Genomic DNA, 25,473 nt, shown 5'->3' on the forward strand with positions numbered 1-25,473 from the left:
CGGTGCTTTAAGCATTTAAGCTATTTTTTTTATGTGGTATTCTATAGGTGTTGAAAGGCTTACATGAAAAGTGATAATTATTTCAACTAACTTAGCGGTACTAATCTACTCGCTATAATAGAGTAGTAATTATATTCAAATGGAGGGTTATTATGTCTAGAAAAGCATTGAAAATCGTTACAATTGGTGGCGGATCAAGTTACACGCCAGAACTAATCGAAGGGTACATTAAGCGTCAAGATCAATTGCCAATCAAAGAAATTTGGCTAGTCGATATTGAAGCTGGGAAAGAAAAGCTTGAGATAGTGGGAGCAATGGCGAAACGAATGGTTGCTGCCGCTGGTCTTGATTGGGAGGTTCATTTGACCTTGGATCGACGAGCTGCTCTAAAAGATGCAGACTATGTTTCTACTCAGTTCCGTGTGGGATTATTGGATGCTCGTATTAAAGATGAACGAGTGCCACTTTCACATGGGGTACTTGGTCAAGAAACAAATGGAGCTGGTGGGATGTTTAAAGCATTTCGTACAATTCCGGTTATTTTGGATATCATTAAGGATATGGAAGAGCTTTGTCCGAATGCTTGGTTAGTCAATTTTACCAATCCAGCGGGAATGGTGACAGAAGCTGCGATTAAACATGGCGGTTGGAAAAAAACAGCAGGTTTATGTAATGTGCCAATTGGTCACTCAAAACAAGCCGCTGAGAAATTAGGTGTACCGGAAGAAGAATTATTTATTAAATACGCTGGTATTAATCATTTTCATTGGCATCGAGTTTGGGATAAAGAAGGAAATGAACGGACAGATGAGCTAATTGATCTAATTTATGGGCCACAGGAAGAGGCTGACAGTCATTTGAAGAATATTCATTCAGCACCATTCCATTATGAACAAATTAAAGATTTAGGGATGTTGCCTTGTGGTTATCATCGCTATTATTATATTGAAGATGAAATGTTAGCTCATTCTGTGGAAGAGTTTAAAAAAGGGGAAACACGTGCTCAAGTGGTTAAGGCAACAGAAGCTCGTTTGTTTGAGCTATATAAGGATCCTAAATTAGACTATAAGCCAAAGGAATTAGAACAACGTGGAGGAACCCACTATAGCGATGCAGCATGTGAGTTGATTGCTTCTATTCAAAATGATAAGCGTACCGATATGGTCGTGTCTACTGAAAATAATGGTACGATTGTTGATTTGCCTTATGATTGTGTGGTTGAAGTTTCAGGTCCGGTGACGAGTCATGGTCCAGAACCGTATAACTGGGGAATGTTTCCACCAGCTGCTCGTGGTTTAATTCAGGGAATGAAGGGGATGGAAGAAACGACTATTCGCGCAGCGATTACTGGTGATTACGGTGCGGCTTTACATGCATTCACTATTAATCCATTGGTTCCTGGTGGGAAAATGGCGAAAATGTTACTTGATGAATTATTACTTGCTCATGAAGCTTTCTTGCCACAATTCGCTGAAGCAATTCAAAAAATTAAGGAAACTCAACCTGAAACAGTTACATATGTTAGCGAGTTAATGAAGAGTAACTAGAATAATATTAAAACCTTGCTACGGACTAGTTCTTGTAGCAAGGTTTTTGCTTTATAAATGAGTGGCAAAATAATCAGCAATTGTGTCCATTAACTCTATAGTCACTAGATGGCCTTCACCTTTTCCAGTTAAGAAAGTCGTATTTTGACTGTATGCTTGATTCTTATTATCAAGATAAAAATCGTATGCTTGGTTAAACGGGATTTTTTCATCTTCAGTCCCATGCCAAAAAAGAATAGGCCGATTGGCCATTTTTTCTGGTTGCAAGGATAAATCAAATTGAGGAATCCAGCTTAAAATTAAGCCTAAATCACTTGGCAAAAATAGATTATTTTGCCGAACTTTTGTTTGAATTAATCGTAAATAATCGAAAGGCTTAGGGGTTCCCATGATACTCGTAACAACTCTAATTTCTGGGTGATGACTCAAAAGAGCGGCAGTCGTGATACCTCCCATTGAATAGCCACCAACACCAATTCGTTTATCTAAAATCCAATCTCGCTCATCAAAATAGTTGACAATCAGATCAAATTCAATGATATTATACTGGATACTTGACCAGAAGGTGACACCCGGAATTGATGAAATCTCGACTGTTTTTCGTTCACCATGATTCATTGAATCTGGTAAAATGACTCGAAAGCCTTTGTTAGCAAGCCGCCTCGCTTGAGTTAACATCAATTCTTTATTATTACGCCAACCGTGGTAGTAGATAATTAATGGTAAAGGTTGATTAGACAGTGTTTCTGCTACAATTTCTAAAGTTGGGATTGTATGAATAGATCGTTCTCTGATAATTAGTTTCATAACTAGCTCATTCCTTGTTTATAAAATAAAATCTTACTAAAGGTAAGTTTATGCTTTTTGGTTCAAAATAGCAAAATAAATGATCGTTTTCAAATAATTTTGTTCTTTTGATTTATTAAAATTGTGAAATATTGAATATTATCTTGATATTTAAAATTGAATGAGGTAAGGTTATGATATCGTTTACAATACGAGCGTTTCGTGTGTGGGCGAAAAACTGAAAATCGAAGGAGCAAACTTTATGAGTAAAATTGTTTTAATTGGTGCCAATCATGCCGGTATCGCTGCAGCAAATACCCTTTTGGATAGCTATCCAGAAAATGAATTAGTTATTTTTGATCGTAATACTAACTTAAGTTATCTTGGTTGTGGAACAGCTCTTTGGGTAGGTCGGCAGATTAACTCATATGAGCATCTATTTTACACAAATAAAGAAGCTTTTGAAGAAAAACGTGCGAAGGTTCACATGGAGACGACGGTTAATTCAGTTGATTTTGAAAAAAAAATTGTGAAGGCAAAAACTAAAGAGGGCGAAGACATTGTTGAGAGCTATGATAAATTAATCTTGGCAACCGGTTCTGTGCCAATTGCGCCTAATATTATTGGGAGTGATTTGGAAAACGTTCAATTTGTCAAATTATTTCAAGATGGACAAACAGCTGACCAAGCCTTAGCAGATCATAATGTAAAAGAAGTAGCTGTCATTGGAGCTGGATATATAGGTGTTGAAATTGCTGAGGCAGCTAAACGCAGAGGGAAAAATGTTCGTCTTTTTGATGCAGCTGATACCTCTTTAAGTACGTATTATGATGCTTGGTTTACTAAAGACATGGATAAAATCCTTGAAGATAATGGTATTCATAATCATTTTGGAGAATTAGTTCAAGAATATCGAGGCGTAGATGGAAAAGTTACGACAGTTGTTACTGATAAGGGAGAATATGAAGCTGATTTAGTCTTGATGGCAATTGGTTTTGCACCAAATAATATCCTTGGTAAAGAACAATTGAAAACATTTACTAATGGGGCTTATAGAGTTAATTTGAAACAAGAAACAAGCTTACCAGATGTATATGCAATCGGTGACTGTGCAACAATTTATAGCAATGCGCTTGAGGCTACTACGTATATCGCTTTGGCTACAAATGCGGTTCGTAGTGGAATTGTTGCAGGGCATAATGTTGGAGGTACACCGTTAGAATCAATTGGTGTACAGGGATCTAATGGTATTTCAATATTTGGCTACAATATGGTGTCCACTGGATTAAACATGGCTGCAGCTGAAAAAGCAGGCATTAATGCGAAATACACGGAATTTGAGGATTTACAAAAGCCAGCTTTTATGAAAGAAAATGGTAACGTCAAAATTCGGATTATTTATGAGGCTGAGACGCGCCGTGTTCTAGGCGCTCAGATGGCGTCAACAGAAGATATCTCAATGGGAATTCACATGTTTTCATTAGCTATTGAAGAAAAAGTAACAATTGATAAATTGAAGTTGCTTGATATTTTCTTCTTACCTCATTTTAATCAACCGTATAATTATATTACGATGGCAGCGCTGTCTGCAGAATAACTCATAAGCGTTGGAGGTTAGTTTCTTCCAGCGCTTTTTTTGTTAAGTGTAAAAAAGGGTTGACATTCTTTTTTTTGTTGTGTATAGTCAATATCAACAACTGAATTAACTGTCTCAGAAGAAGAGAAGAGTAGATTTAAGAATTATTGTAAAGAGAACCCTGGTTGGTGAGAATGGGTAATGATGATTAAGTTGAAGATGGTCTTGGATGAGCAATTGGTGAGAAATTATTTTTAGCCAGTTACGGTGAGGACACCCGATAGCGTGTCACAGTTTACAAAGCTGAATAGTCTTTGTGTACTGGTAAAGATTTCTTTAGTGATAAAGGAATGAATCAAGGTGGTAACACGATTGTCAAACTTTCGTCCTTGCTAGATGCTTTTATGGTGTCTAGTAGGCGAAAGTTTTTTTGTTTAAATAAATTGAATAATTAAATGCAATGAAAAGAAAAGTAAGTAGGACGCACTTTTACAGAGAATCCGGTAAACAGCTGAGAGCGGATAAAGAAAGCGAACAACAGAAAATGGTCTTGGAGCAGGCGTACCGAGTGAGAAATCATAAGGCTACGATGGGAGCACCCATTATTGTGCTAGAGTATTGAAATTTGGTACTTGAAAAGGATAAGAGCGTGAGCTTTTGTCAAATGAAGGTGGTAGCGCGAGTTGAATCGTCCTTCTAATCAGTTAAGTATGTATTGGCTGATTAGAGGGGCGATTTTTTGTCTAGCGACACATAATGAGGAGGAGCAATAATGATTAAATTAGAAAATATTGACGTAACATTTAATGGAAAGGAAAAAATAGTTCATGCGGTTAAGGAAGTTTCCCTTAACGTAAAAAAAGGTGAAGTTTTTGGTATTGTTGGGTACAGTGGAGCAGGGAAGAGTACCCTTGTTCGAGTTATCAATTACTTACAAGCACCAACCAGCGGACAAGTTATAGTTAATAATCAAGAGTTGGGAACATTGACGACTAAAGAGCTTCGACAAGCACGAAAAAAAATCGGTATGATATTTCAGCATTTTAACTTGATGGAAGCTAGAACTGTTTTTGATAATGTTGCCTATCCCCTCAGAGGAGCAAATTTATCCAAAAGTGAGAAGCAGCAGAAGGTAAACTCGTTGCTGGAATTGGTTGGGATTTCGGATAAAGCCAATCAGTACCCAAGTCAGCTTTCGGGAGGACAAAAACAACGGGTTGCCATCGCGAGAGCTTTAGCAAATGATCCAGAAGTTCTTCTTTGTGATGAAGCAACAAGTGCACTTGATCCGAAAACAACTGTGGCGATACTGGATTTACTCAAAGAATTAAATCAGCGTCTAAATTTGACAATTGTTTTGATTACTCATGAAATGCAAGTTGTGAAGGAAATCTGTCACAAAGTAGCCGTGATGGAAAATGGACGAGTGATTGAATCAGGCGATATTGTCTCACTGTTTAGCCAACCTAAAAATGAGTTAACACGTGATTTTATTCAAACAGCCAATCATTTAAATAAAGCGTTAGAAACGATTGGTGATCATCCAGCAATCGTTCAACTAAAAAAGAATGACCAATTGGTTCACTTATCTTATGTTGGTAGCCAAACGAGTCAACCACTAATCGCTCATTTGTATAGTAAATATCAAATTGAAGCTAATATTTTATATGGTGATATTGATGTCCTAAATCAAACACCTATTGGCAATTTAATTGTTATCTTAGCTGGCGATACGAAGCAGATTGAAAGAGCAAAGGTTTACTTGATTGAACAAGGGGTTTCGGTCGACCAATTGTTGATTGAGCCTAATCAGACCCTTCCGTTTGTCAAGAAAGTAGCTATTTAATTAACCCCCTTTGTAAAAAGGGAAATGGAGGAAAAAAGATGCAAAATTTTGTAAATCAGTATTTACCTAATGTGGTGGAAATACCCGATGAAGTTATTAAAAGTATACTTGAGACACTTTATATGACTTTAGTTACAGCCGTTATTGCAGGAACACTGGGAATTATTCTTGGTGTAATTATGGTGGTATCCGATCGGCAGGGCATTGCCCCCAATAAGATCGTTTATGAACTTTTAGACAAATTTATCAATACCTTCCGATCGATACCATTTATCATCATGTTAGCGGCCATTGCGCCACTAACGCGACTAATTGTCGGAACGACCATTGGAACGACCGCATCAATTGTTCCATTAGTTATTGGAACCGTGCCATTTTTTTCAAGACAAATTCAAAATGCTTTGTTAGAGGTAAATGGTGGTGTGATAGAAGCAGCTCAAGCAATGGGTTCAAGTACACTAGAAATCATCTTTCGTGTTTATCTCAAAGAAGGGTTACCTGGAATTGTTAGAGCCAGTGCGTTGACTGTTATCAATTTAATTGGTTTAACAGCAATGGCAGGAGCGGTCGGTGGTGGTGGTCTTGGCAACTTAGCAATTGCTAGAGGTTATAATCGATTTCAACCTGATGTGACAATTGTTGCAACATTGATTATTTTGATTTTAGTTTTCATTAGTCAAATGATCGGGAATTATTTTATTCGTAAAACAGAGCATACGTAATTAGCAATGAACAAAAGAATACAGACTATTAAAATAGAAAAGGAAGATTATTTATGAAAAAACGTATATTAGTTGGTTTGATTGGTTTAGTAGCAGTAAGCTTGTTGAGTGTGGGATGTGGGAAAAAGGCAGAAGGAGATACAGGGACAGAAAAGGTTAAATTAGGCGTGATTGGTGAAAATAATGAGGTATGGGAAGATGTTCAGGGGCGTCTTAAGAAAGAAGGGATTGAGCTAGAAATTGTCAGTTTTACAGATTATAATCAACCAAATGCCGCCTTAGCAGAAGGGGAAATACAACTTAACTCATTTCAACATCAAATCTTTTTGGATAATTACAATGAGGAACATGGCACAGATTTAGTCACGATTGGCAATACTGTAACGGCTCCATTAGGTATTTACTCTGAGAAAATTAAGGAGATTAAAGAGCTAAAAGAAGGAGCGAAAGTTTCTATTCCCAATGATGTAACTAATGGTGGACGGGCTTTATTATTGTTGCAAACAGCTGGATTAATAAAGGTTGATCCTGCTGCAAAATCAACGCCGACGCCTAAAGATATTACAGAAAATAAACTGGAGTTGGATATTAGTGAACTAGATGCAGCTCAAGTCGCTCGATCATTGAAAGATGTGGATATAGCTATTATCAATAATGGCTTGGCTATTGACGCAGGGTTATTGCCACAAAAAGATGCTATATTTTTAGAACCAATTGATGAAACATCAAAACCATATATTAATATTATTGTAGCAAATAAAGAAGATAAAGATAATGATATTTATCAAAAAATTGTGAAAGCTTATCAAACAGAGGACACTAAAAAAATTATTGAGGAAACATCAAAAGGAAGTTCAATTCCTGCTTGGTAAAATAAAAAATGAATGAGTACAGGGAGGAAAAAATATGTCAATTAAATGGGACACAATTCAAGAGGAACTATCTGAACTAGAGCCGCAAATTATTCATTGGAGACGTTATTTGCATCAGCATCCAGAGGCCAGTTTGAAAGAATATGAGACTCAAAAATGGATTCAATCTAAGCTAAAGGAATTTGACATTGAGTTTGTTAGTGTCGGAGAAACAGGAACCTTAGCGACCATTCCTGGTGAGGGTGAAGGGAGAGCTATTCTACTAAGGGCAGATATTGATGCGTTGGAGCTACCTGATGAGACGGGTAAAGATTATGCATCTAAGAACAAAGGCTTGAATCATGCTTGTGGTCACGATGGGCATACCGCCTCATTGCTAGGAGTAGCCAAAATTTTGAGAAAACATCAAACAGAGTTTGCTGGAACTATTTTGTTGGCCTTTCAACAAGCTGAGGAGATTGGCGCTGGCGCGCGTCAATTTGTTGAAGGTGGTTTTGTAGAGGATGTGGATCAAGTTTTTGGGATTCATCTGGATTCCAGTATTCCTGTTGGTCAGTTAGTCGCAACACCAGGACCTACAAATGCCTCGTGCGATATTTTTAAAATACATGTACATGGCGAAAGCGGACATGCGGCACGTCCAGATTTAGGTAGGGATGCTGTTTTATCTGCTGCAAGTATTGTTGTTGAATTACAAAAAATTGTGGCTCGTGAGGTCAATCCTTTAGAAAGTGCAGTAGTAGCAGTTGGAGTTCTTGAAGCTGGTACGCGTTACAACATTATCGCGAATGAAGCTAAGATTGAAGGGACTGTTAGGACTTTTAGTCATGAGACGCGAGCTTATGCGATTGCTGCTGTTGAGCGCATTGCTAGAAGTGTTGCGGAGGCACATCGAACAACGATTGATTTCAACGTCTACGATGCGGCAGCGCCATTGATTAATGATGCCAAGGCTACAAAATTAGCCGAAACTGTTGCCATAGAATTGGTTGGAAGTGCTAACGTGATTACAAGTAATCCTCAAAGTTTAGGCGCTGATGATTTTGCTGACTTTTTAGCTGTGGCAGAAGGTGTTTATGGGCGAGTAGGTAGTCGGAACTTAGATAACCCAGAGACTCAGTATGGACATCATCATGAAAAGTTTGACATCGATGAACGTAGCTTAGCTCTAGCAAGCGCTTACCATCTCAAGTATGCCTTAACCTATTTAGCAGCAACTTAATATGAAAAATAGCGGAGAAAGAGTTAATGTCTTGAACCGCTATTTTTTGTTGACTTTAATTTCTCAATAGCTAGGAGAGATGCTACAATAGATTGGAGGATGAGTGAAGGAAAAGGAGATTACATGTTAGAGTCTTATTTGAATATATTGGTTATATTTGCTTTAGTTTTAATGGGCTATTGGTTATCCTATAAAAAATGGTTTAACAATCAGGCAATTGATTTATTCTCTAAACTAGTGTTAAATATTGCCTTACCATTTAACATGTTTTTAAATATGACAGAACGGTTTACCAAGGAAGAGTTTCTACAGTTATTTAGCGGAATGCTCCTACCAATTGCTTCAATAATAATCACGTTTATGATTAGCTTGATTTATGCTAAGGTGACAAAAGTGTCTAAAAGTCGCAGGGGAGTGTTTCAAACAATGTTTACAGCTTCCAATACCATTTTTATGGGATTGCCAATCAATTTAGCGATTTTTGGCGAGATTTCAGTTCCGTATGTGTTGTTGTACTACATTTGTAATACAACTTTCTTTTGGACAGTGGGAATTTATTTGATTTCTGGTGATAGTGCTGATCCAACTATTGAACAAGTAAAGATGGATTTTATGGGGGTCATTAAGTTATTGCTATCTCCAGCGATGTTGGGCTTTATTGTTGGTTTGATATGGATGTTAGTGGAGATACCTAGTTTTGAATTAGTTACTAAATTTTCTCGTCATTTAAGTGGCTTGACAACACCTCTTTCAATGCTTGTTATTGGCATGATTGTTTTTCAAACGGGCATTCGTAATTTGAAAATGACCAAGGATACGTTTGGTGTATTACTTGGTCGTTATATTATTTCACCATTAGTCGTCATTTTACTTTCCATGATCATTAAGGTACCAGATGTCATGCTAAAAGTTTTTATAATTCAGTCCGCAATGCCAGCTCAAAATTCAATGCCAATTTTAGCACGACAGTATAAAGCAGATGTGGAATTTACAACTACCACACAAGCTTTGACCTTTGTAGTTTATTTATTTGTCATTCCATTTTTAATCTATTTAGTGAATTAAATTTAGATATGTAGACAAAATTGTGCTATAATGCAAAAGTGCTTAAACAGTTCGACTGATAAAAAGCAAAACAATCAAAAGAAGAGGAAGAGGTGAAGGTGTTGAGTTCTTTTAAACAATTTAATTTACAGCCTTATTTAGAAAAAGCTTTAGAAGCTAAAGGGTTTGTAGAGCCAACAGAAGTTCAAGAAAAACTAATTCCAGTTATTAAAAAAGGCAAAAGCGTTGTAGGTCAGTCACAAACTGGTTCAGGGAAAACACATACATTTTTATTACCATTAATGGATAGGATTGACCCAAATAAGAATGAAGTTCAAATTTTAGTGACGGCCCCAAGTCGTGAGTTAGCTAATCAAATTTATCAAGCAGCAGTAGAACTAGCTGAGACGAGCGAGACTGAGATTCGCGTATCGCGTTTTGTTGGTGGGACGGATAAAAAACGTCAATTGGCTAAACTTGAGAAACAACAACCGCATATTGCTGTGGGAACACCAGGGCGGATTTTGGATTTAATGAACGAACAGAATGGATTAGGCGCTCATACAGCTACGGCATTTGTAGTGGATGAGGCTGATATGACCTTAGATATGGGATTTTTAGAAGAGGTTGACAAAATTGCAGGTAAGCTACCTAACAATTTACAAATGTTAGTCTTTTCAGCGACTATTCCTGAAAGTTTAAAACCCTTCTTAAAAAAATATATGGTTAATCCTGTGATTGAGCATATTAAGCCAAAGTCAATCATTTCTGACACAATTGATAATTGGTTGATTTCAACGAAAGGGAAAAATAATAATGAGTTAATTCATAAATTATTAACTGTTGGTCATCCTTATCTAGCAATTGTTTTTGCTAATACGAAACAGCGAGTGGATGAGATTGCTGGTTATTTGAAAAATCAGGGATTGAAAGTTGCGAAAATTCATGGAGATATCTTGCCACGTGAACGTAAACGTGTTATGAAGCAAGTTCAAAATTTGGAGTATCAATACGTAGTGGCAACAGATTTAGCAGCTCGAGGGATTGACATTGAAGGGGTTTCCCATGTGATTAATGCCGAAATTCCTAATGAGCTAGATTTCTTTATTCATCGTGTTGGTAGAACTGGACGCAATGGTTTAGAGGGAACTGCTATCACTTTATATGATCCGAGTGATGAACAAGCGATCAATGAATTGGAAAAAATCGGAATTACCTTTGTTCCGAAAGAAATTAAAGGCAATGAGATTATTGATAGCTATGATCGTAACCGTCGGACTCAACGAAATAAATCTCAAAAGAATTTAGATACTGAAATGATTGGCTTAGTTAAAAAGAAAAAGAAAAATATTAAACCTGGTTATAAGAAAAAAATTAATTGGGCAATTGCTGATAAAGAAAAAATGCAACGCCGAATAGAACGGCGTTCTCAAGCTAGAGTTATAAAAAAAGCTAAGAAGACTAAAAAGTAATGGATAAATCAAAAGAGCCTAATCACACTAATGTGGGGATTAGGTTCTTTTGCATTTCAACATACAGTTTACCATCCTCAATATATTCATCTGAAATAACGCTGTAACCTAGTTGATGATAAAAAGGGATAAGTGAAGTATGTGATCGGATAATTGATAACTGGCAGCCTTCCTTTATCGCTTTTTGCTCAATCATCAGCATTAAACGAAATCCGATTGATTGATTGCGATACTCTTTTAGAACGCAAAGACAATCTGGCTGAATAGTGTGCTCGTCTAGTTTTCGATAACGCACAGTGCCAACAGGTATTCCATTTTTCAGCATCAGTAGGTAAGGATGTTCCTCAGTGTCTAAGTGATTAAATTCAATATGAGGTGAAACCTCCATTTCTTGAACAAACACCAATGTTCGAAGATAAGAGGCGTAGGTATGTACCCACTCTTCATTAGAGAAATAAGTTTTCATTTATATCAAACTCCTTTATAATTGAAGCTAAGACTTAATAAAAATTACTATTTTTTTAACGAACGGAGCAAAAGTGTGAAAAAGGTTGGAACTACTATAGGTATTATTATCTCTCTTTTAATAATAGTCGGTTTAGGATGGGGTGTCAATTATCTTTTTAATTATGCGGTTGTAAGAGGTGATAAAGATTTCATTACTGCTAGTGAAGCAAGCGGAAGTGAAGGGGGAGCTTACGGCCAGTGGAAATTTATAAAAGAAGAACCGACCATCTTGAAGCAAACGAGTTTTGATGCTTTAAATCTAGTAGCCGCTCATTTTAAGCAGCCTCAAAAAGGAACTCCGAAGTTAGCAATACTTGCTCATGGATATGGTAGTGATGGAGAGCACATGCAAGACTTTGGTGAATTGTTTTATGGACTTGGTTATGATTTGTTAGTGCCAGATGCTCGCGCGCATGGTAAAAGCGAGGGCGCCTATATTGGGTTCGGGTGGCCTGATCGACTTGATTATGTTAAATGGATTGAGCAAATAAGTGCTAGCTATCCTAAAGGAGTCGATATAATTCTTTACGGTATTAGCATGGGCGGAGCGACAGTTATGATGACTTCTGGTGAAGAGCTACCTGCTAATGTTAAAGTGATAATTGAGGATTGTGGTTATGATTCTGTTGATAATGAGCTAGCTTATCAATTAAAAGATATGTTTAATTTGCCAAGCTTTCCACTGATTCCGTTGACATCAGTATATTCTGGCTTCAAAGCAGGTTATAATTTTAAAGAAGCGAGTTCAGTAGCTCAATTAAAGAAGAATAAGCTGCCTATGTTGTTTATTCATGGCGATGAAGATAAATTTGTTCCATTTGATATGTTAGCAAAAAATTATGAAGCTACTCAGGGGCCAAAGGAAAAATACGTTGTCAAAGGAGCTAAGCATGGAACTAGTTTTAAGGACGATCGAGAAGGATACCGTCAAGTAGTAACAGAATTTCTGGATAAATACATGAAGTAAGGAGCTAATAACAATGGAATTTTATGACTGTTTACAGTTGCATAACTGGAAACAATTTGCCGATGATGAAAAGACAGAACTGTTTGCAGGGGTTATTAAATTTTTTTTAAATCCGAGATTGACTCTCGATTGGCAACGGCTTGTTTCTTTTGAGATGTGTGGGATGAAATGTCGGACTTTTGAATTGATGATTAATGGTGAAGCCTTTGTCTTTATACCTGGACAAAGAGACGCGATTTTAGGTTGGGATTTCGGTAGTCAAGGATTAAAGAGTCATGAATTGCTAGATGAAGAAAATAGGTTGACAGGACTTTCTGATTCACTTTACGGAACATCATTAACAGAGGCAGATTTATCTTTTTTATCTGAGCAAATTGGTCAGGACAATTCGAGTTATGATTTTCGATTCCTTGAAGATATTGATGCGTACATTAATCAGCACACAAGTCGCTTGCGTAAAGTTGATATACCACCGATGATTGTTGCTAAAAATAGTCAGCCAGTCGGAACTAATCTACGAGGTACTTACAACGTTGTATCGGGTGGCTTTGTGGGAGATCAAGCGTTTTATGGTGAGTTTAGTGAAGAAATTTGGCGTGCCTTTAATCCCGATCTGACTCTGACAGAAAGCCTTTCTTGGGTTTGTCCAGTGAGTCTTTTTAAGGTGAATCATTATTACCTCAAACAACGTCAAGATGATTTGGATAGTTATTATCTGTATGATCATCAGGATTGTGATTATGGTGAACTTTGGTTAGCATTGCATCGTCGTGGCTTCCAATTGCTATCCGAGGATGCTTGGGAGTTTGCAGTTGGTGGAGGAACCCGACGACTATTTCGCTGGGGAAATGAAATTAAACGAAATAACGTACACCCTTTTCAATCAGCTGAAAAAAAATTAAATCAAGAAAATATGTTTGGTCTAGTTCAGGCGAATGGTTTGAGTCACTATGAGCTGACTGATAATAACGATGTGGTTAAACTTGAAGTATGTTCTACAAAAGGGCGTCATTTAATTGAGCAAATTTTACCCTTTTCTAGTTACTACCAGCCTACCCATCAAGTATCTGTGACTGAAAAGTTGGATCCTCGATTCTATCATTATCGCAAAAGTATTGTAATTGATCCTAGTTAAAAAGAAAGCAGTCATTTTCCTTGGCGGGATGACTGCTTTCTTTTATTTTCTTTTTTCAAGTACCTCTATAACTCGAAATTTAACCATTTCAGCGATGAGTTCATAGGGGACTTCTTTGTCATAAGGAAATTGAACAGCTCCTTTTGATGTTTTGTACGGAGTCAACTCGGTAGCGAATTTTGTTATCGCACTAGGTGTTGGATAAAAGCCTAGATGTTGTTTTGCTGCAGCAAAGTGAACCAGGTTTTCATTCAAATAAAATGTCGGCATCTGGTAGCTGATTTTTTCAATACTTTCGGGAGCGACGCTCTGAATAGTTGAGCGGGTTTTAGTTAGAATAGCTTGAATATCTTTTGGATAGCGTGTGATATAATCAGTTATTTCTTGAGAGATTACCATGGTCTTACCTCCGTTCTCATGTCTTATTGATAGTTTACTCTATTTTCATTGTTGTGGCTAATATTAACTTCATAAGTCTCCTAATAAAATTGACTTTTGTCACCAAATTTATTATACTTTGAGATGGAAAAGGATATATTTTAATGATGAGTGATGTTTTAGAGAGCTTTTCACATAGCTGAAAGAAGAGCCATCCCTATTAAAATGCTCCCTTTAACGGATATTGATAAGAAATTATCACGCAACTCTGCGTTAACGAGCTTAAGAGGTAATGAGTGACATCATTGCAAACAAGGTGGTACCGCGTGGCGACGTCCTTGTCTTGCATGGTGTCTTTTTGTCGCAAAAATCTCTGCTCAAAATAGAAAGGAAGAATAATAGATAATGAAAAAATTAAGCAGTAGTCAGGTACGTCAATTGTTTTTAGATTTCTTTAAAGAAAAAATGCACTCAATCGAGCCAAGTGCATCACTTGTGCCAATTAACGACCCGACATTACTTTGGATTAACTCAGGTGTCGCAACTTTGAAAAAATACTTTGATGGCAGTGTTGTGCCAGATAATCCTAGAATTGTTAATGCTCAAAAAAGTATTCGTACCAATGATATTGAAAATGTAGGAAAAACAGCTCGTCATCATACAATGTTTGAAATGCTTGGTAATTTTTCAATTGGTAACTACCAAAAGAAAGAAGCGATTCATTGGGCTTGGGAGTTTTTAACAGATGAAAAGTGGCTGAGTTTTTCTGCAGATAAATTGTACGTAACAGTTTATCCGGAGGACAAAGAGGCTCGTCGTATTTGGGAAGAAGAAGTGGGGTTATCGACAGATCGTGTTATTGATATTGCTGATAATTTTTGGGATATTGGTGCTGGACCTTGTGGCCCAAATTCGGAAATATTTTATGATCGTGGGCAAGCATATAATGATGTGGCTGAAGATGATCCTGAGAACTATGCAGGAGGAGAAAATGAACGTTACTTGGAAATTTGGAACTTAGTGTTTTCTGAATTCAATCATACCTTAGAAGGCACGTATGAACCATTACCTAATAAGAATATTGATACGGGAATGGGATTAGAACGTGTGGTTTCTATTATCCAAGATGCTCCGACTAACTTTGAAACAGACTTGTTTATGCCAATTATTGAAGCGACAGCTAAACTAAGTGTTGGGAAAGTATATGGAAGTGATGCGGTAACAGATACGTCATTCAAGGTTATTGCTGATCATACACGTGCTGTTTCATTTGCAATTGGTGATGGTGCATTGCCTTCTAATGAAGGTCGTGGATATGTATTGCGTCGGTTACTTCGCCGTGCTGTCATGCATGGCAAAAAGCTAGGGATAGACAAACCATTTATGTATCAATTAGTGTCAGTTGTAGGAGAGATTATGGCAAGTTATTATCCAGAGATTTCTGAACAACAGACTTTCATTGAGAAAGTGATTCGTACGGAAGAAGAACGATTCCATGAAACCATTAATGAAGGGTTACAAATTTTAACTGATTTAATTACGTCAATGAAGACAAAAAATGAGACTATTTTAAATGGAAAAGACATATTTAAATTGTATGACACATTTGGTTTCCCTGTAGAATTGACTGAAGAAATTGCTGAAGATGAAGGATTGACGGTTGATCATGCTGGGTTTGAAACAGAAATGACGGCGCAACGAGAGAGAGCCCGTGCTGCTCGTAGCAATGATCAATCTATGAATGTTCAATCAGCGTTGTTAACTGACATCAAGGAGACGAGTGCTTTTGATGGGTATACTCAAACCATCATAAAGAGTGAGCTAACAGTAATTATTAGTGAAGAAACAATTGTCCCTGAACTTGATAAAGGCGATGCTCAGTTGATTTTTAAAGAGACCCCTTTTTATGCTGAAATGGGCGGTCAAACGTATGATATGGGCGTAATTAAGTCTGCGACAGGTGACATTGTTGCTAAAGTGGTCGATGTTCAAAAGGCACCAAATGGTCAGCCATTACATAAAGTAGACGTTCTAGGCAATATTGTGACAGGTCAAGTTTATGAGTTAGTTGTGGATCAAGTCCGTCGTAATAAGATTCTAAAAAATCATACTGCAACTCATTTATTACATCGTGCATTAAAAGATGTTTTAGGCGACCATGCGAATCAAGCAGGATCGTTAGTAACTCCAACTCACTTACGTTTTGACTTTACTCATTTTGGGCAAGTTATGAGTGAAGAATTAGTCCAGATGGAGCAACTTGTAAATGAGAAAGTATGGGCAGGGATTGCAGTTGAAACAATAGAAACGGATATTGACACAGCTAAAGGAATGGGAGCGATGGCTCTCTTTGGTGAAAAGTATGGGCATGATGTACGTGTAGTTAAAATAGCAGATTATTCGATTGAATTATGTGGGGGAACCCATGTTACGAATACGTCTGACATTGGGATATTTAAAATTGTGTCAGAATCAGGTATTGGAGCTGGTGTCCGACGAATTGAGGCTGTAACAAGCCAAGAAGCGTACGAATTGTTAAATCAAGAAGAGTCTCAATTAAAACATGTTGCGACTCTGCTTAAAACACCACAACTTAAAGAAGTTACAACTAAAGTTGAGCAATTACAGAAGCAGCTAAAAGAAATTCAAAAAGAGAATGAGAGCTTGAATGCTAAATTGGCTAATCAACAAGCGGGAGATGTCTTTAAAGAGATTAAAGAAGTAAATGGGATTACATTCATTGCAGCTCAAGTCAATGTCAAGGATATGAATCAATTGCGTCAATTAGCGGATCAGTGGAAGCAAAAGAATCTGTCTGATGTTCTTGTATTAGGGACTGCTCAAGGTGAAAAAGCTAATTTACTTGTTGCGATGACTAAAAAGGCGAACGAAAAAGGGCTTAAAGCTGGAGATTTAATCAAATCAATTGCACCTAAAGTTGGCGGAGGCGGAGGCGGACGCCCAAATATGGCTCAAGCCGGTGGTAAGAACCCTGCTGGGATTCCAGATGCGCTAAAAGAGGTTGCTAACTGGTTGGCATAGTAAAATGAGCATGTAGATAAAAGGGGATAGTTTAAGGCAGAGATAAACAGTCGGTTATTCGATGGTTTTCTCTGTCGTATTGTTGTTAATGGGTGTAGTTCTATTGACAGACTTAGCTTACTTCAACTTGGAAAGCTAGGTATGTATAAAATTAGGAGAGAAAATTTATTAATAGGGGCTGAATAATCGTGACTATTAGACTAGCTAAACAAACCGATGTATTGGAAATTTTAACTATTTTTACTCAGACAAAAGCTTATTTTAAGAAATTAAAGATAGACCAATGGCAAGGGGAGTATCCAGGTATTCCAGAGATATTAAAGGATATAGAATTAGAGCAGTGCTATGTTGCAATTAATAAAGATGTTATTATCGGTGTTATTGTACTTAGTTTACAGCCTGAAATAAGCTACGGCTCATTAATTGCTGGCGCTTGGAATAGCCAAGAACCTTATACGGTAATCCACCGTTTAGCGATTAATAATGATTATCAAGGACAAGGGACATCTCTTGAGTTATTGGCTTATGCAGAAAAAATGACACTTGATCATGGGCGACAAGTGATTCGCACGGATACTCATGAAGCTAACGATGGTATGCGCTATATTTTAACAAAAACTGGTTTTCGTAATACGGGACGTTTATTTTTGGAAGATGGGAGTCTTAGAGTTGGTTATGACAAACTCCTAGTTAATACGATTGAAGAATCTGACGTTTGAAAAGGTAAAACAGGCTGAGACAATAGTTTATTACATTGTCTCGGCCTGTTTTGTGAGCTAATTTAAGATAAAGTGGTTAATCATTTCTGCAACTGCGTGATTATTATGATCGTTACGACAAATAAAAGTGGCTTTTTCTTTTAGCTCTGGTACGGCATTCGCTACAGCAACCCCGGTGCCAGCAAGTTGAATCATTGTTCGATCGTTCATATTGTCACCAATTGCCAAGACCTCTTCAGGTAGAATGTTTAATCGTTCCATCAACTGTTGAAGAGCATTACCTTTGTTGACTCCATGAGGATTGAACTCCAAATAGCGATTAGAAGAGTAATTAATATCAAGACTATTAGCAATTGTTGGAGAAAAACTAGCTTCAATCTCTTGTAAAAAATCTGAGTTAAGGTGTTGAAAGTTAATTTTTAGAATAGGAGAGTCAGCCAAATGTTTAATACAGGGTTCATTTAATAAATTTAATTTAATGTGCCCATCAAGATAATTTTGTTCATTAGAATTCATATTTAAAGTATGAATGTCAGTGAGAGTAAAAAGATGAATTAACACGTCGTGCTTGACGCCCACTTGAAAAATTTCTTGTACTAAATCAAAAGGTAAAGCAGTGGTAGTCAGTAGACGATTGTCTTTATTATTAGTAATTACTCCGCCATTATAGGAAATAGAATAATCGTTTTCACTATTGTGGACATTAGTCATTTTGAGAATATGTTGAAAATCATTAAAACTGCGGCCAGTTGCAGGAACAAATTTAATACCCAGTTCTTGCGCTAGGCTAATGGCGGTTAAATTTTCTTGAGAGACTGTTCCTTGCAGACCTATTAAAGTTTCATCTAAATCGCTAACGAGTAGTTTATACATGTGAGTCATCCATTCTATTAGTTAATAAGTGAAAGAATTAAATAAATTTCACCTTTATTTAATATAGATTACCATAACTTTCGATTGAAAAGAAACACAACTGTTTTTTATATTTGGGAAATATGCTACACTGTATAAGAGAGAACTTTAAAGGACTGATGATTGATGCTTGAATTTGCAGATAAACGTAAAAATTTTAGGTTTCCAGCTTTTGATGATAATGAGGGGGTAAAATTACCTACCTCTAATAGCCGTAATTTATTTGGTGATGAGTTTGATACACCTTTTACTGATCCAGAATCAATAGGCGAAACTGTTGAAGCGACTTATGAAGAACGGTACCATCAAGAAATGGAAGTAGCAGATCCAGTGATGCCAGAACCTTATGTGCCTGCTAAACCAGAGCGCTTAAATAGAGAGAGTCATCCCGATTTTTCTTATCAAGGTCCTCCAATTGAAGATCAAATTGTTGAGGTGAAAAAACCAGTTTTTTATAGCGATCATCGTGCTAGCTTAGAAAAAAAATTGACTCGTGAAAAGAAAGTGGATCCGCGAAGTGCCACTAATACCCAGCCTGGAAAATATAAAGGTCGTTCATATTTTGTGCCAAAACATATTCCGGCCTCTGTTGCGCCTGTGGGTGTCGAACCAACCTACACTAAGCAAGAGATAATTGAGCGGATGAAAAAGCCTAAATCAAGTTATTTAATTTTGGATGACGATGAGGATAGAAGCTTTCAGTATGATGAAATTGAGAAGCGTGATATTAGTGAATTTGAAACTCGTGAAGAAGACGTTAAAATTCCTTTTACTCGTCGTGAGTTTAAACAATTGAAAAAAGGAACAAGGAAACCTGAAAACGAAGACTTGATTCCTGCAATTACCCGTAAACAGCATGAGCAGACAGATGTATCTAGTAAAAATGCGCGTTTAGAGAAGTCTTTATCTGGGATAATGGAAGAAGAGACCTCTCAGATGAGAAAGAGTAAATACTTTGATTAATTATTAAGCTTCCGCTGTTTCTATGCAGAGGAAGTTTTTTTGGTTGAAATATCGGCGAGAATGTACGATAATGGTAATCGGTATAAAAATGATTAGTGAAGTAAAAAAACAATTTACTTCATACTTTAAACTTATTAACGACAACTAACCTAACATAAAAGTTTAACAATTAGAAAAGAGGATTTTCATGCAAAATCAAGATAAACCATTGTATCATTTTGTAGGAATTAAAGGTGCAGGGATGAGTGCTTTAGCTCTCGTTCTTCATGAAAAAGGATATCGAGTCCAAGGCTCGGATATTGAGCAATACACATTTACTCAACGTGAATTGGAAAAAGCCAATGTGACAATACTGCCATTTGACGAGGCAAACATTAAGGATGGCATGATTATTATCGCAGGTAATGCCTTTCCAGACAGTCACAGAGAAATTCAAGAGGCATTAAAAAAAGGGTTGCAAGTTATTCGCTACCACCGCTTTATTGGAGATTTTATTAAAAGTTTTACAAGTATTGCTGTTACGGGATCTCACGGAAAAACGAGTACGACAGGTTTACTATCACATGTTTTGAGTGGGATTGAACCAACTAGCTATTTAATTGGTGATGGAACTGGTCACGGGGTATCCGATGCGAGATTTTTCAGTTTTGAAGCCTGTGAATACCGTCGTCATTTCTTATCTTATGCCCCAGATTATGCAATTATTACTAATGTTGATTTTGATCATCCAGATTACTATAAGAGTATCGATGATGTTTTTGATGCATTTCAAACATTTTCTACGCAGGTTGGGAAAGGGTTAATTGCTTTCGGAGATGATGAGTATTTACGTAAATTAAAGACTGATGTACCAATCTATTATTATGGTATTAATGATAATGATGATTTTCAGGCTAAAAATATTGAGAGAACTACATCAGGTTCAAAATTCGATGTTTATCATCAAGGTGAGTTAATTGGTCAATTTTCGGTACCATCTTATGGTATGCACAATGTATACAATGCATTAAGTGTTATTGCCATTACGTATTTAGAAGAACTGGACATGAAGCAAGTAGCGGAAGAAATGTTGACTTTTGGTGGAGTGAAACGTCGATTTAGTGAAAAGAAAGTGAGTGACATGATCATCGTTGATGACTATGCTCACCATCCAGCTGAGATCCGGGCAACGATTGATGGGGCACGTCAAAAATACCCCGATAAAGAGGTAATAGCTGTTTTCCAACCTCACACCTTTACACGAACAGTCGCTCTTTTGGATGAATTTGCAGAGGCGCTAGACCTAGCTGATGAAGTGTATCTATGTGATATTTTCGGCTCGGCTCGTGAGCAACAAGGTGACGTTCGAATTGAGGATCTAGGTGATAAAATTACTAAAGGTGGCGCAGTAGTTAAAGAAGATAATGTCTCTCCATTATTGGATTACCACAATGCAGTAATTATCTTTATGGGCGCTGGTGATGTTCAAAAGTTCCAACAAGCGTATGAAAATCTGTTAGCGACAACGCGTAGAAATAAAATGTAGACGATAGACTCGTTTGTTAATTTTTAGTCAAAAAGAAGAGTGGGGTTCCAGTCTTCTTTTTGGCTTAGCTCCGAGTTGAAAACTTGCGCTTTTTATCTTTTTTGGTACAATTAATACATAAAAGATGGAGGTGTCTGTTTTAAATGATTGGAAAGCCGAGAAAAATAGGCAAGACAATAGAGGATATTGAAGAAGGGCAGTCCTTAAGTGTGACAGAATCGATTGAAGATGATCGACTGTTACTTTATTTAGGGCTTACAAATGATGCAAATCCATTATTTATTCAGCATGATTATGCTAAAACAACAGAATATCAAAAACCAATAGTCCCATCAGCAATGCTTATGGGAATTATCACAAGTGCCGTTTCTAAGCATTTGCCAGGGCCAGGCTCTCATGTGGTTAATTTCTCGATTAACTTTATTGAACCCGTGTATCATTATGAAACATTAACATTTGACTTTGAAGTTATCAAGGTTGATAAGATGAAAGATGTTGTCACTCTTTCGGTTACAGCGGTTAATGAGGCCGAAGATCGTGTATTAGATGCAGTTGTGATGGTTAAACCGCCAATAGTAACAGAAGTTGAAGAAAGTAAGGAGCAATAATTATGGAACAAAATCAATTTAATCAAGTTTCCCAGAGATCAGATGCTGGTCTAAGTGCCTTTTTTGCACGAATATATGGATATTTGGCTATGGGAATCGCGATTAGCGCAGTTACATCGTATTTGGTTTTAGGGGTCTTCTATAATCAAGTGGATTCATTTATAAGTGGAATACCGTTTGGCCTAACCTTAATATGGGTGGCTGAAATAGCATTGGTGATCTTTTTAAGTGCTAAAGCAGTAAAGAATCCAAGTCTAGCTTTAGGTGGCTTTATTGTTTACTCAATAATTAATGGGATTACAATAAGTTTTACGTTGTATATGTATAGTGAAAAAACTATAACCTCTGCATTTATTGCAGCTGCGGTAACATTTGGAGTAATGGCAGTCTTTGGAACACGTACTCAAAAGGATCTTAGTGCAATGGGACAAGCTATGAGAACGGCTTTGATTGGTGTGATTGTCGTAATCCTATTAAATGTTTTTTTCTTGCGAAGTGAGCCTTTGATGTTATTCATCTCAATCGTGACAGTCTTTGTTTTTGCAGGACTAACTGCTTATGATCATCAAAGAATTAAAGCAATTTATAATCAGGTAGGGGACGCTCCAGAGCTTAAAGGGATGGCCGTCTTTTGCGCTTTACAACTATACTTAGATTTCATTAACTTACTGTTAGCTTTCTTACGTATTTTTGGTAGAGATTAATTATTTTACTTATTAACTTCCTCTTTGCATTTGGCAGAGAGGAAGTTTTTTTGAGAAATAGGAATTAGTATGAGCTAAAAAAATGGTTGTTTCAGTTACTTAACTTCGCAAACTAAGTTGTTTTTTGGTAAAATAGAGAAGAGTTTCAAGAATGGAGAAATGTTATGACGAAAAATAAATTGTTATTGATTGATGGTAATAGTGTGGCTTTTAGAGCATTCTACGCTATTCAAAACTTTGAGTCCTTTAAAACAAAAAGTGGCTTACATACAAACGCGATTCTTTTTTTTAACAATATGCTAGATAATATCATGCAAAAGGAAGAACCAAGTCATGTGTTGATTGCGTTTGATGCAGGGAAAACGACATTCCGTCATGCTTTTTTTGACGATTATAAAGCTGGAAGAGCTAAAACACCTGGTGAGTTTAAGGAGCAAATGCCTTATATTCGCGAACTAATTGAGGCGTTTGGTATTGAACACTATGAATTAGCAGATTATGAAGCTGATGATATTATAGGAACTTTAGCACGTCGTGTGGGTGCGGAGGATTTTGAAGTAGTTGTCATCTCTGGCGATAAGGATTTGACTCAGCTAGCAGATGAGAATATTCGGGTAGAGGTGACTGCCAAAGGAGTTAGTGAGTTAGTTACTTATACACCAGAATTTATTAAGGAAAAATACGGCTTATCGCCCTTACAAATAATTGATATGAAAGGTCTTGCTGGTGATAACTCAGATAATATCCCTGGCGTCACTCGAGTTGGTGAAAAAACAGCAATAAAATTATTGGCAGAGTATGGGTCAGTCGAAGGTCTATACGAGCACATTGATGAGCTAAAGCCAAGCAAAATGAAAGAAAATTTAATTAATGATAAAGAGCAAGCTTTTTTAAGTAAAAAATTAGCGACAATTGACGTGGATGCGCCAATTGAGGTTACGGTTGATAAATTGGTCTACAACGGTAAGAATTTAGAAAAATTAGTGCCTTTTTATCGTGAAATGGAATTTAAGCAACAATTAAATAAGTTAGACACATCAGGGTTAACTGAAACGAGTGAGCCTCTTGCTGAAGTTGTGTATGAAGTAGTAACTGATGCTGAAACTAGTATGTTTAGTGATCAGATGAGTCTTTATGTTGAGATGCTTGAACCTAATTATCATACTTCGGATATTTCTGGTGTCTCTTGGGGAACTGCTGATAAATTGTATGTGTCTTATGGCGATGAAATTTTGCATCAAGCGTCATTTAAAGAGTGGCTTGAGGATGAGAACCTGACTAAAATTGTCTATGATGCGAAAGCAAATCAAGTGGCACTTAAGCGTTATGATAGTGAGTTGAAGGGGGTGACTTTTGACGTTTTGTTAGCCTCATATCTAATTGATACGAATGATAAAAGTGAAGACTTAGCAGAGGTTGCTTTTAATTACGAGTATTATGATATTGATACAGATGAAAGCGTCTATGGCAAAGGAGCTAAAAAAGGTTTGCCAGAGGACGATGAGTTACTTTTTAAACATTTAGCGCGAAAAGTTAAGGCATTAGCTAGTTTGCAACCTAAGTTGGATGAGTTGTTGGTTGAAAAAGAACAGCATGAGCTTTTTTATGACATGGAATTGCCGTTGTCACATGTTTTAGGAGAGATGGAAATTGAAGGCATTAAGGTCAACGCTCAACGACTACAGGAGATGAAACAAGAGTTTGCGATACAACTTAAAGGAATTGAGGAACGAATCTATGAATTAGCTGGAGAAGAATTTAATATTAATTCGCCCAAACAATTAGGTGTTATTCTATTTGAAAAAATGCAGTTGCCTGTAATTAAAAAAACTAAAACAGGTTATTCAACAGCTGTGGATGTTTTGGAACAATTGAAAGATCAAGCACCGATTGTTGAATATATTTTAGAGTACCGCCAAATAGCGAAAATCCAATCAACTTATGTTGAGGGACTACTCAAAGTAATCCAACCTGATGGTAAAATCCACACTCGTTACGTCCAAACACTTACTCAAACTGGTCGTCTTAGTTCTGTTGATCCGAATTTGCAGAATATCCCCATTCGTTTAGAAGAGGGACGAAAAATTCGTCAAGCATTCGTCCCTCGCAAAAAGGATTGGCAAATTTTTTCATCAGATTATTCTCAAATTGAGTTGCGAGTGTTAGCTGATATAGCGAAAGATCAACATATGCGTGAGGCGTTTGTTGAAGGTCAAGATATTCATGCCAGTACGGCAATGCGTGTCTTCGGTATTTCGTCAGAAAATGAAGTGACTGGCAATATCAGACGACAAGCCAAAGCGGTCAATTTTGGAATTGTATATGGCATTAGTGATTATGGCTTGTCACAAAACTTGGGAATTTCTCGTAAGGAAGCTCAGCAGTTCATTGATACTTATTTTGAAAAGTATCCTGATATTAAAACGTATATGGAAACTATCGTTCGTGATGCTAAGGATAAAGGCTATGTTGAAACTCTGTGGCATCGTCGTCGTTACCTACCTGATATTAACGCACGGAATTTTAATTTGCGTACATTTGCTGAAAGAACAGCAATAAATACTCCGATTCAAGGGAGCGCAGCAGACATTTTAAAAATTGCAATGATTAAAATGGCTAAGCGTCTGAAAGAAGAAAAATTAGAAGCAACAATGTTATTGCAAGTTCACGATGAGCTAGTCTTTGAAGCGCCAAAGGAAGAAATTCCTCAATTAGAGAAACTTGTGAAAGAGGTAATGGAAAACGCCGTAGAACTAAGTGTGCCACTAAAAGCTGACAGCAGCTATGGTGACACATGGTATGAAGCAAAATAGACGTTAGATAAGTTGGGATAAGAGGATAGTGACTTTTATCCCAACTTTCTACTTTTCGTGACGTTTAATCGAAAGCAATAATTTTATGACTATTTTATAAGGAGGGTTAGACA

At 36.9% G+C, this 25,473-nt stretch carries 21 protein-coding genes; 17 read left to right on the plus strand and 4 right to left on the minus strand.

The window, feature by feature from the left end; all coding sequences use genetic code 11:
* Positions 1 to 152: 152 nt before the first annotated feature.
* Positions 153 to 1,547, plus strand: coding sequence for a 6-phospho-beta-glucosidase (locus tag AC5KOD_RS13665; RefSeq protein ID WP_496915121.1), 1,395 nt, complete (start codon positions 153 to 155; stop codon positions 1,545 to 1,547).
* Between the two features lie 51 nt (positions 1,548 to 1,598).
* On the opposite strand, the gene AC5KOD_RS13670 is transcribed toward AC5KOD_RS13665, so the two are convergent.
* A complete protein-coding gene (locus tag AC5KOD_RS13670; RefSeq protein WP_496915122.1) occupies positions 1,599 to 2,354 on the minus strand; it encodes an alpha/beta fold hydrolase in 756 nt (251 codons plus the stop codon).
* Positions 2,355 to 2,595: 241 nt separating this feature from the next.
* Between AC5KOD_RS13670 and nox the strand changes: the two genes are divergently transcribed.
* The 7 genes from nox (at position 2,596) to AC5KOD_RS13705 (ending at position 11,087) form a co-directional block, all read left to right on the plus strand.
* Positions 2,596 to 3,930 carry a H2O-forming NADH oxidase gene (nox, locus tag AC5KOD_RS13675; RefSeq protein ID WP_496915123.1) on the plus strand — a complete coding sequence of 445 codons (1,335 nt, stop codon included), beginning with the start codon at positions 2,596 to 2,598 and terminating at the stop codon, positions 3,928 to 3,930.
* A 751-nt stretch (positions 3,931 to 4,681) separates the two neighbouring features.
* On the plus strand, positions 4,682 to 5,755 hold the full coding sequence (locus AC5KOD_RS13680) for a methionine ABC transporter ATP-binding protein (protein ID WP_496915124.1): 1,074 nt from the start codon (positions 4,682 to 4,684) through the stop codon (positions 5,753 to 5,755).
* Between the two features lie 38 nt (positions 5,756 to 5,793).
* Positions 5,794 to 6,477: a methionine ABC transporter permease gene (locus tag AC5KOD_RS13685; RefSeq protein WP_496915125.1), complete on the plus strand. Its 684-nt coding sequence runs from the start codon at positions 5,794 to 5,796 to the stop codon at positions 6,475 to 6,477.
* 53 nt (positions 6,478 to 6,530) lie between these two features.
* Complete coding sequence (locus AC5KOD_RS13690) at positions 6,531 to 7,349, plus strand: MetQ/NlpA family ABC transporter substrate-binding protein (protein ID WP_496915126.1); 819 nt, start codon at positions 6,531 to 6,533, stop codon at positions 7,347 to 7,349.
* A 34-nt stretch (positions 7,350 to 7,383) separates the two neighbouring features.
* On the plus strand, positions 7,384 to 8,571 hold the full coding sequence (locus tag AC5KOD_RS13695) for an amidohydrolase (protein WP_496915127.1): 1,188 nt from the start codon (positions 7,384 to 7,386) through the stop codon (positions 8,569 to 8,571).
* Positions 8,572 to 8,694: 123 nt separating this feature from the next.
* Entirely contained in the window at positions 8,695 to 9,636 is a 942-nt protein-coding gene (locus AC5KOD_RS13700; RefSeq protein ID WP_496915155.1) for an AEC family transporter, read from the plus strand.
* Positions 9,637 to 9,737: 101 nt separating this feature from the next.
* Positions 9,738 to 11,087: a DEAD/DEAH box helicase gene (locus tag AC5KOD_RS13705; RefSeq protein WP_496915128.1), complete on the plus strand. Its 1,350-nt coding sequence runs from the start codon at positions 9,738 to 9,740 to the stop codon at positions 11,085 to 11,087.
* A 22-nt stretch (positions 11,088 to 11,109) separates the two neighbouring features.
* Here AC5KOD_RS13705 and AC5KOD_RS13710 read toward each other — a convergent pair whose 3' ends face one another.
* Positions 11,110 to 11,553: a GNAT family N-acetyltransferase gene (locus AC5KOD_RS13710; RefSeq protein ID WP_496915129.1), complete on the minus strand. Its 444-nt coding sequence runs from the start codon at positions 11,551 to 11,553 to the stop codon at positions 11,110 to 11,112.
* A 75-nt stretch (positions 11,554 to 11,628) separates the two neighbouring features.
* On the opposite strand from AC5KOD_RS13710, the gene AC5KOD_RS13715 reads away from it, so the two are divergent.
* A complete protein-coding gene (locus tag AC5KOD_RS13715; RefSeq protein WP_496915130.1) occupies positions 11,629 to 12,561 on the plus strand; it encodes an alpha/beta hydrolase in 933 nt (310 codons plus the stop codon).
* A gap of 13 nt (positions 12,562 to 12,574) precedes the next feature.
* Entirely contained in the window at positions 12,575 to 13,696 is a 1,122-nt protein-coding gene (locus tag AC5KOD_RS13720; RefSeq protein WP_496915131.1) for a DUF7278 family profilin-like fold-containing protein, read from the plus strand.
* Between the two features lie 42 nt (positions 13,697 to 13,738).
* Here AC5KOD_RS13720 and AC5KOD_RS13725 read toward each other — a convergent pair whose 3' ends face one another.
* Complete coding sequence (locus AC5KOD_RS13725) at positions 13,739 to 14,095, minus strand: iron chaperone (RefSeq protein WP_496915132.1); 357 nt, start codon at positions 14,093 to 14,095, stop codon at positions 13,739 to 13,741.
* A 384-nt stretch (positions 14,096 to 14,479) separates the two neighbouring features.
* On the opposite strand from AC5KOD_RS13725, the gene alaS reads away from it, so the two are divergent.
* Together alaS and AC5KOD_RS13735 are read left to right on the plus strand one after the other, a co-directional pair.
* Positions 14,480 to 17,116 carry an alanine--tRNA ligase gene (gene alaS, locus AC5KOD_RS13730; protein ID WP_496915133.1) on the plus strand — a complete coding sequence of 879 codons (2,637 nt, stop codon included), beginning with the start codon at positions 14,480 to 14,482 and terminating at the stop codon, positions 17,114 to 17,116.
* Between the two features lie 188 nt (positions 17,117 to 17,304).
* A complete protein-coding gene (locus AC5KOD_RS13735) occupies positions 17,305 to 17,835 on the plus strand; it encodes a GNAT family N-acetyltransferase (protein ID WP_496915134.1) in 531 nt (176 codons plus the stop codon).
* Between the two features lie 57 nt (positions 17,836 to 17,892).
* On the opposite strand, the gene AC5KOD_RS13740 is transcribed toward AC5KOD_RS13735, so the two are convergent.
* Positions 17,893 to 18,708: a Cof-type HAD-IIB family hydrolase gene (locus AC5KOD_RS13740; RefSeq protein ID WP_496915135.1), complete on the minus strand. Its 816-nt coding sequence runs from the start codon at positions 18,706 to 18,708 to the stop codon at positions 17,893 to 17,895.
* A gap of 165 nt (positions 18,709 to 18,873) precedes the next feature.
* Here AC5KOD_RS13740 and AC5KOD_RS13745 point away from each other — a divergent pair, with 165 nt between their 5' ends.
* From AC5KOD_RS13745 to polA, 5 genes are all read left to right on the plus strand, one after another.
* Positions 18,874 to 19,710 (plus strand): hypothetical protein, encoded by an 837-nt coding sequence (locus AC5KOD_RS13745; RefSeq protein ID WP_496915136.1) that lies wholly within the window; start codon positions 18,874 to 18,876, stop codon positions 19,708 to 19,710.
* A gap of 187 nt (positions 19,711 to 19,897) precedes the next feature.
* On the plus strand, positions 19,898 to 21,235 hold the full coding sequence (gene murC / locus AC5KOD_RS13750) for a UDP-N-acetylmuramate--L-alanine ligase (protein ID WP_496915137.1): 1,338 nt from the start codon (positions 19,898 to 19,900) through the stop codon (positions 21,233 to 21,235).
* Positions 21,236 to 21,378: 143 nt separating this feature from the next.
* Positions 21,379 to 21,843 (plus strand): MaoC family dehydratase, encoded by a 465-nt coding sequence (locus AC5KOD_RS13755; RefSeq protein WP_496915138.1) that lies wholly within the window; start codon positions 21,379 to 21,381, stop codon positions 21,841 to 21,843.
* Positions 21,844 to 21,845: 2 nt separating this feature from the next.
* A complete protein-coding gene (locus AC5KOD_RS13760; RefSeq protein WP_496915139.1) occupies positions 21,846 to 22,547 on the plus strand; it encodes a Bax inhibitor-1/YccA family protein in 702 nt (233 codons plus the stop codon).
* 164 nt (positions 22,548 to 22,711) lie between these two features.
* Positions 22,712 to 25,360: a DNA polymerase I gene (gene polA, locus AC5KOD_RS13765; protein ID WP_496915140.1), complete on the plus strand. Its 2,649-nt coding sequence runs from the start codon at positions 22,712 to 22,714 to the stop codon at positions 25,358 to 25,360.
* The last annotated feature ends 113 nt before the right edge of the window (positions 25,361 to 25,473 follow it).

Source organism: Vagococcus sp. WN80Y (assembly GCF_059621045.1).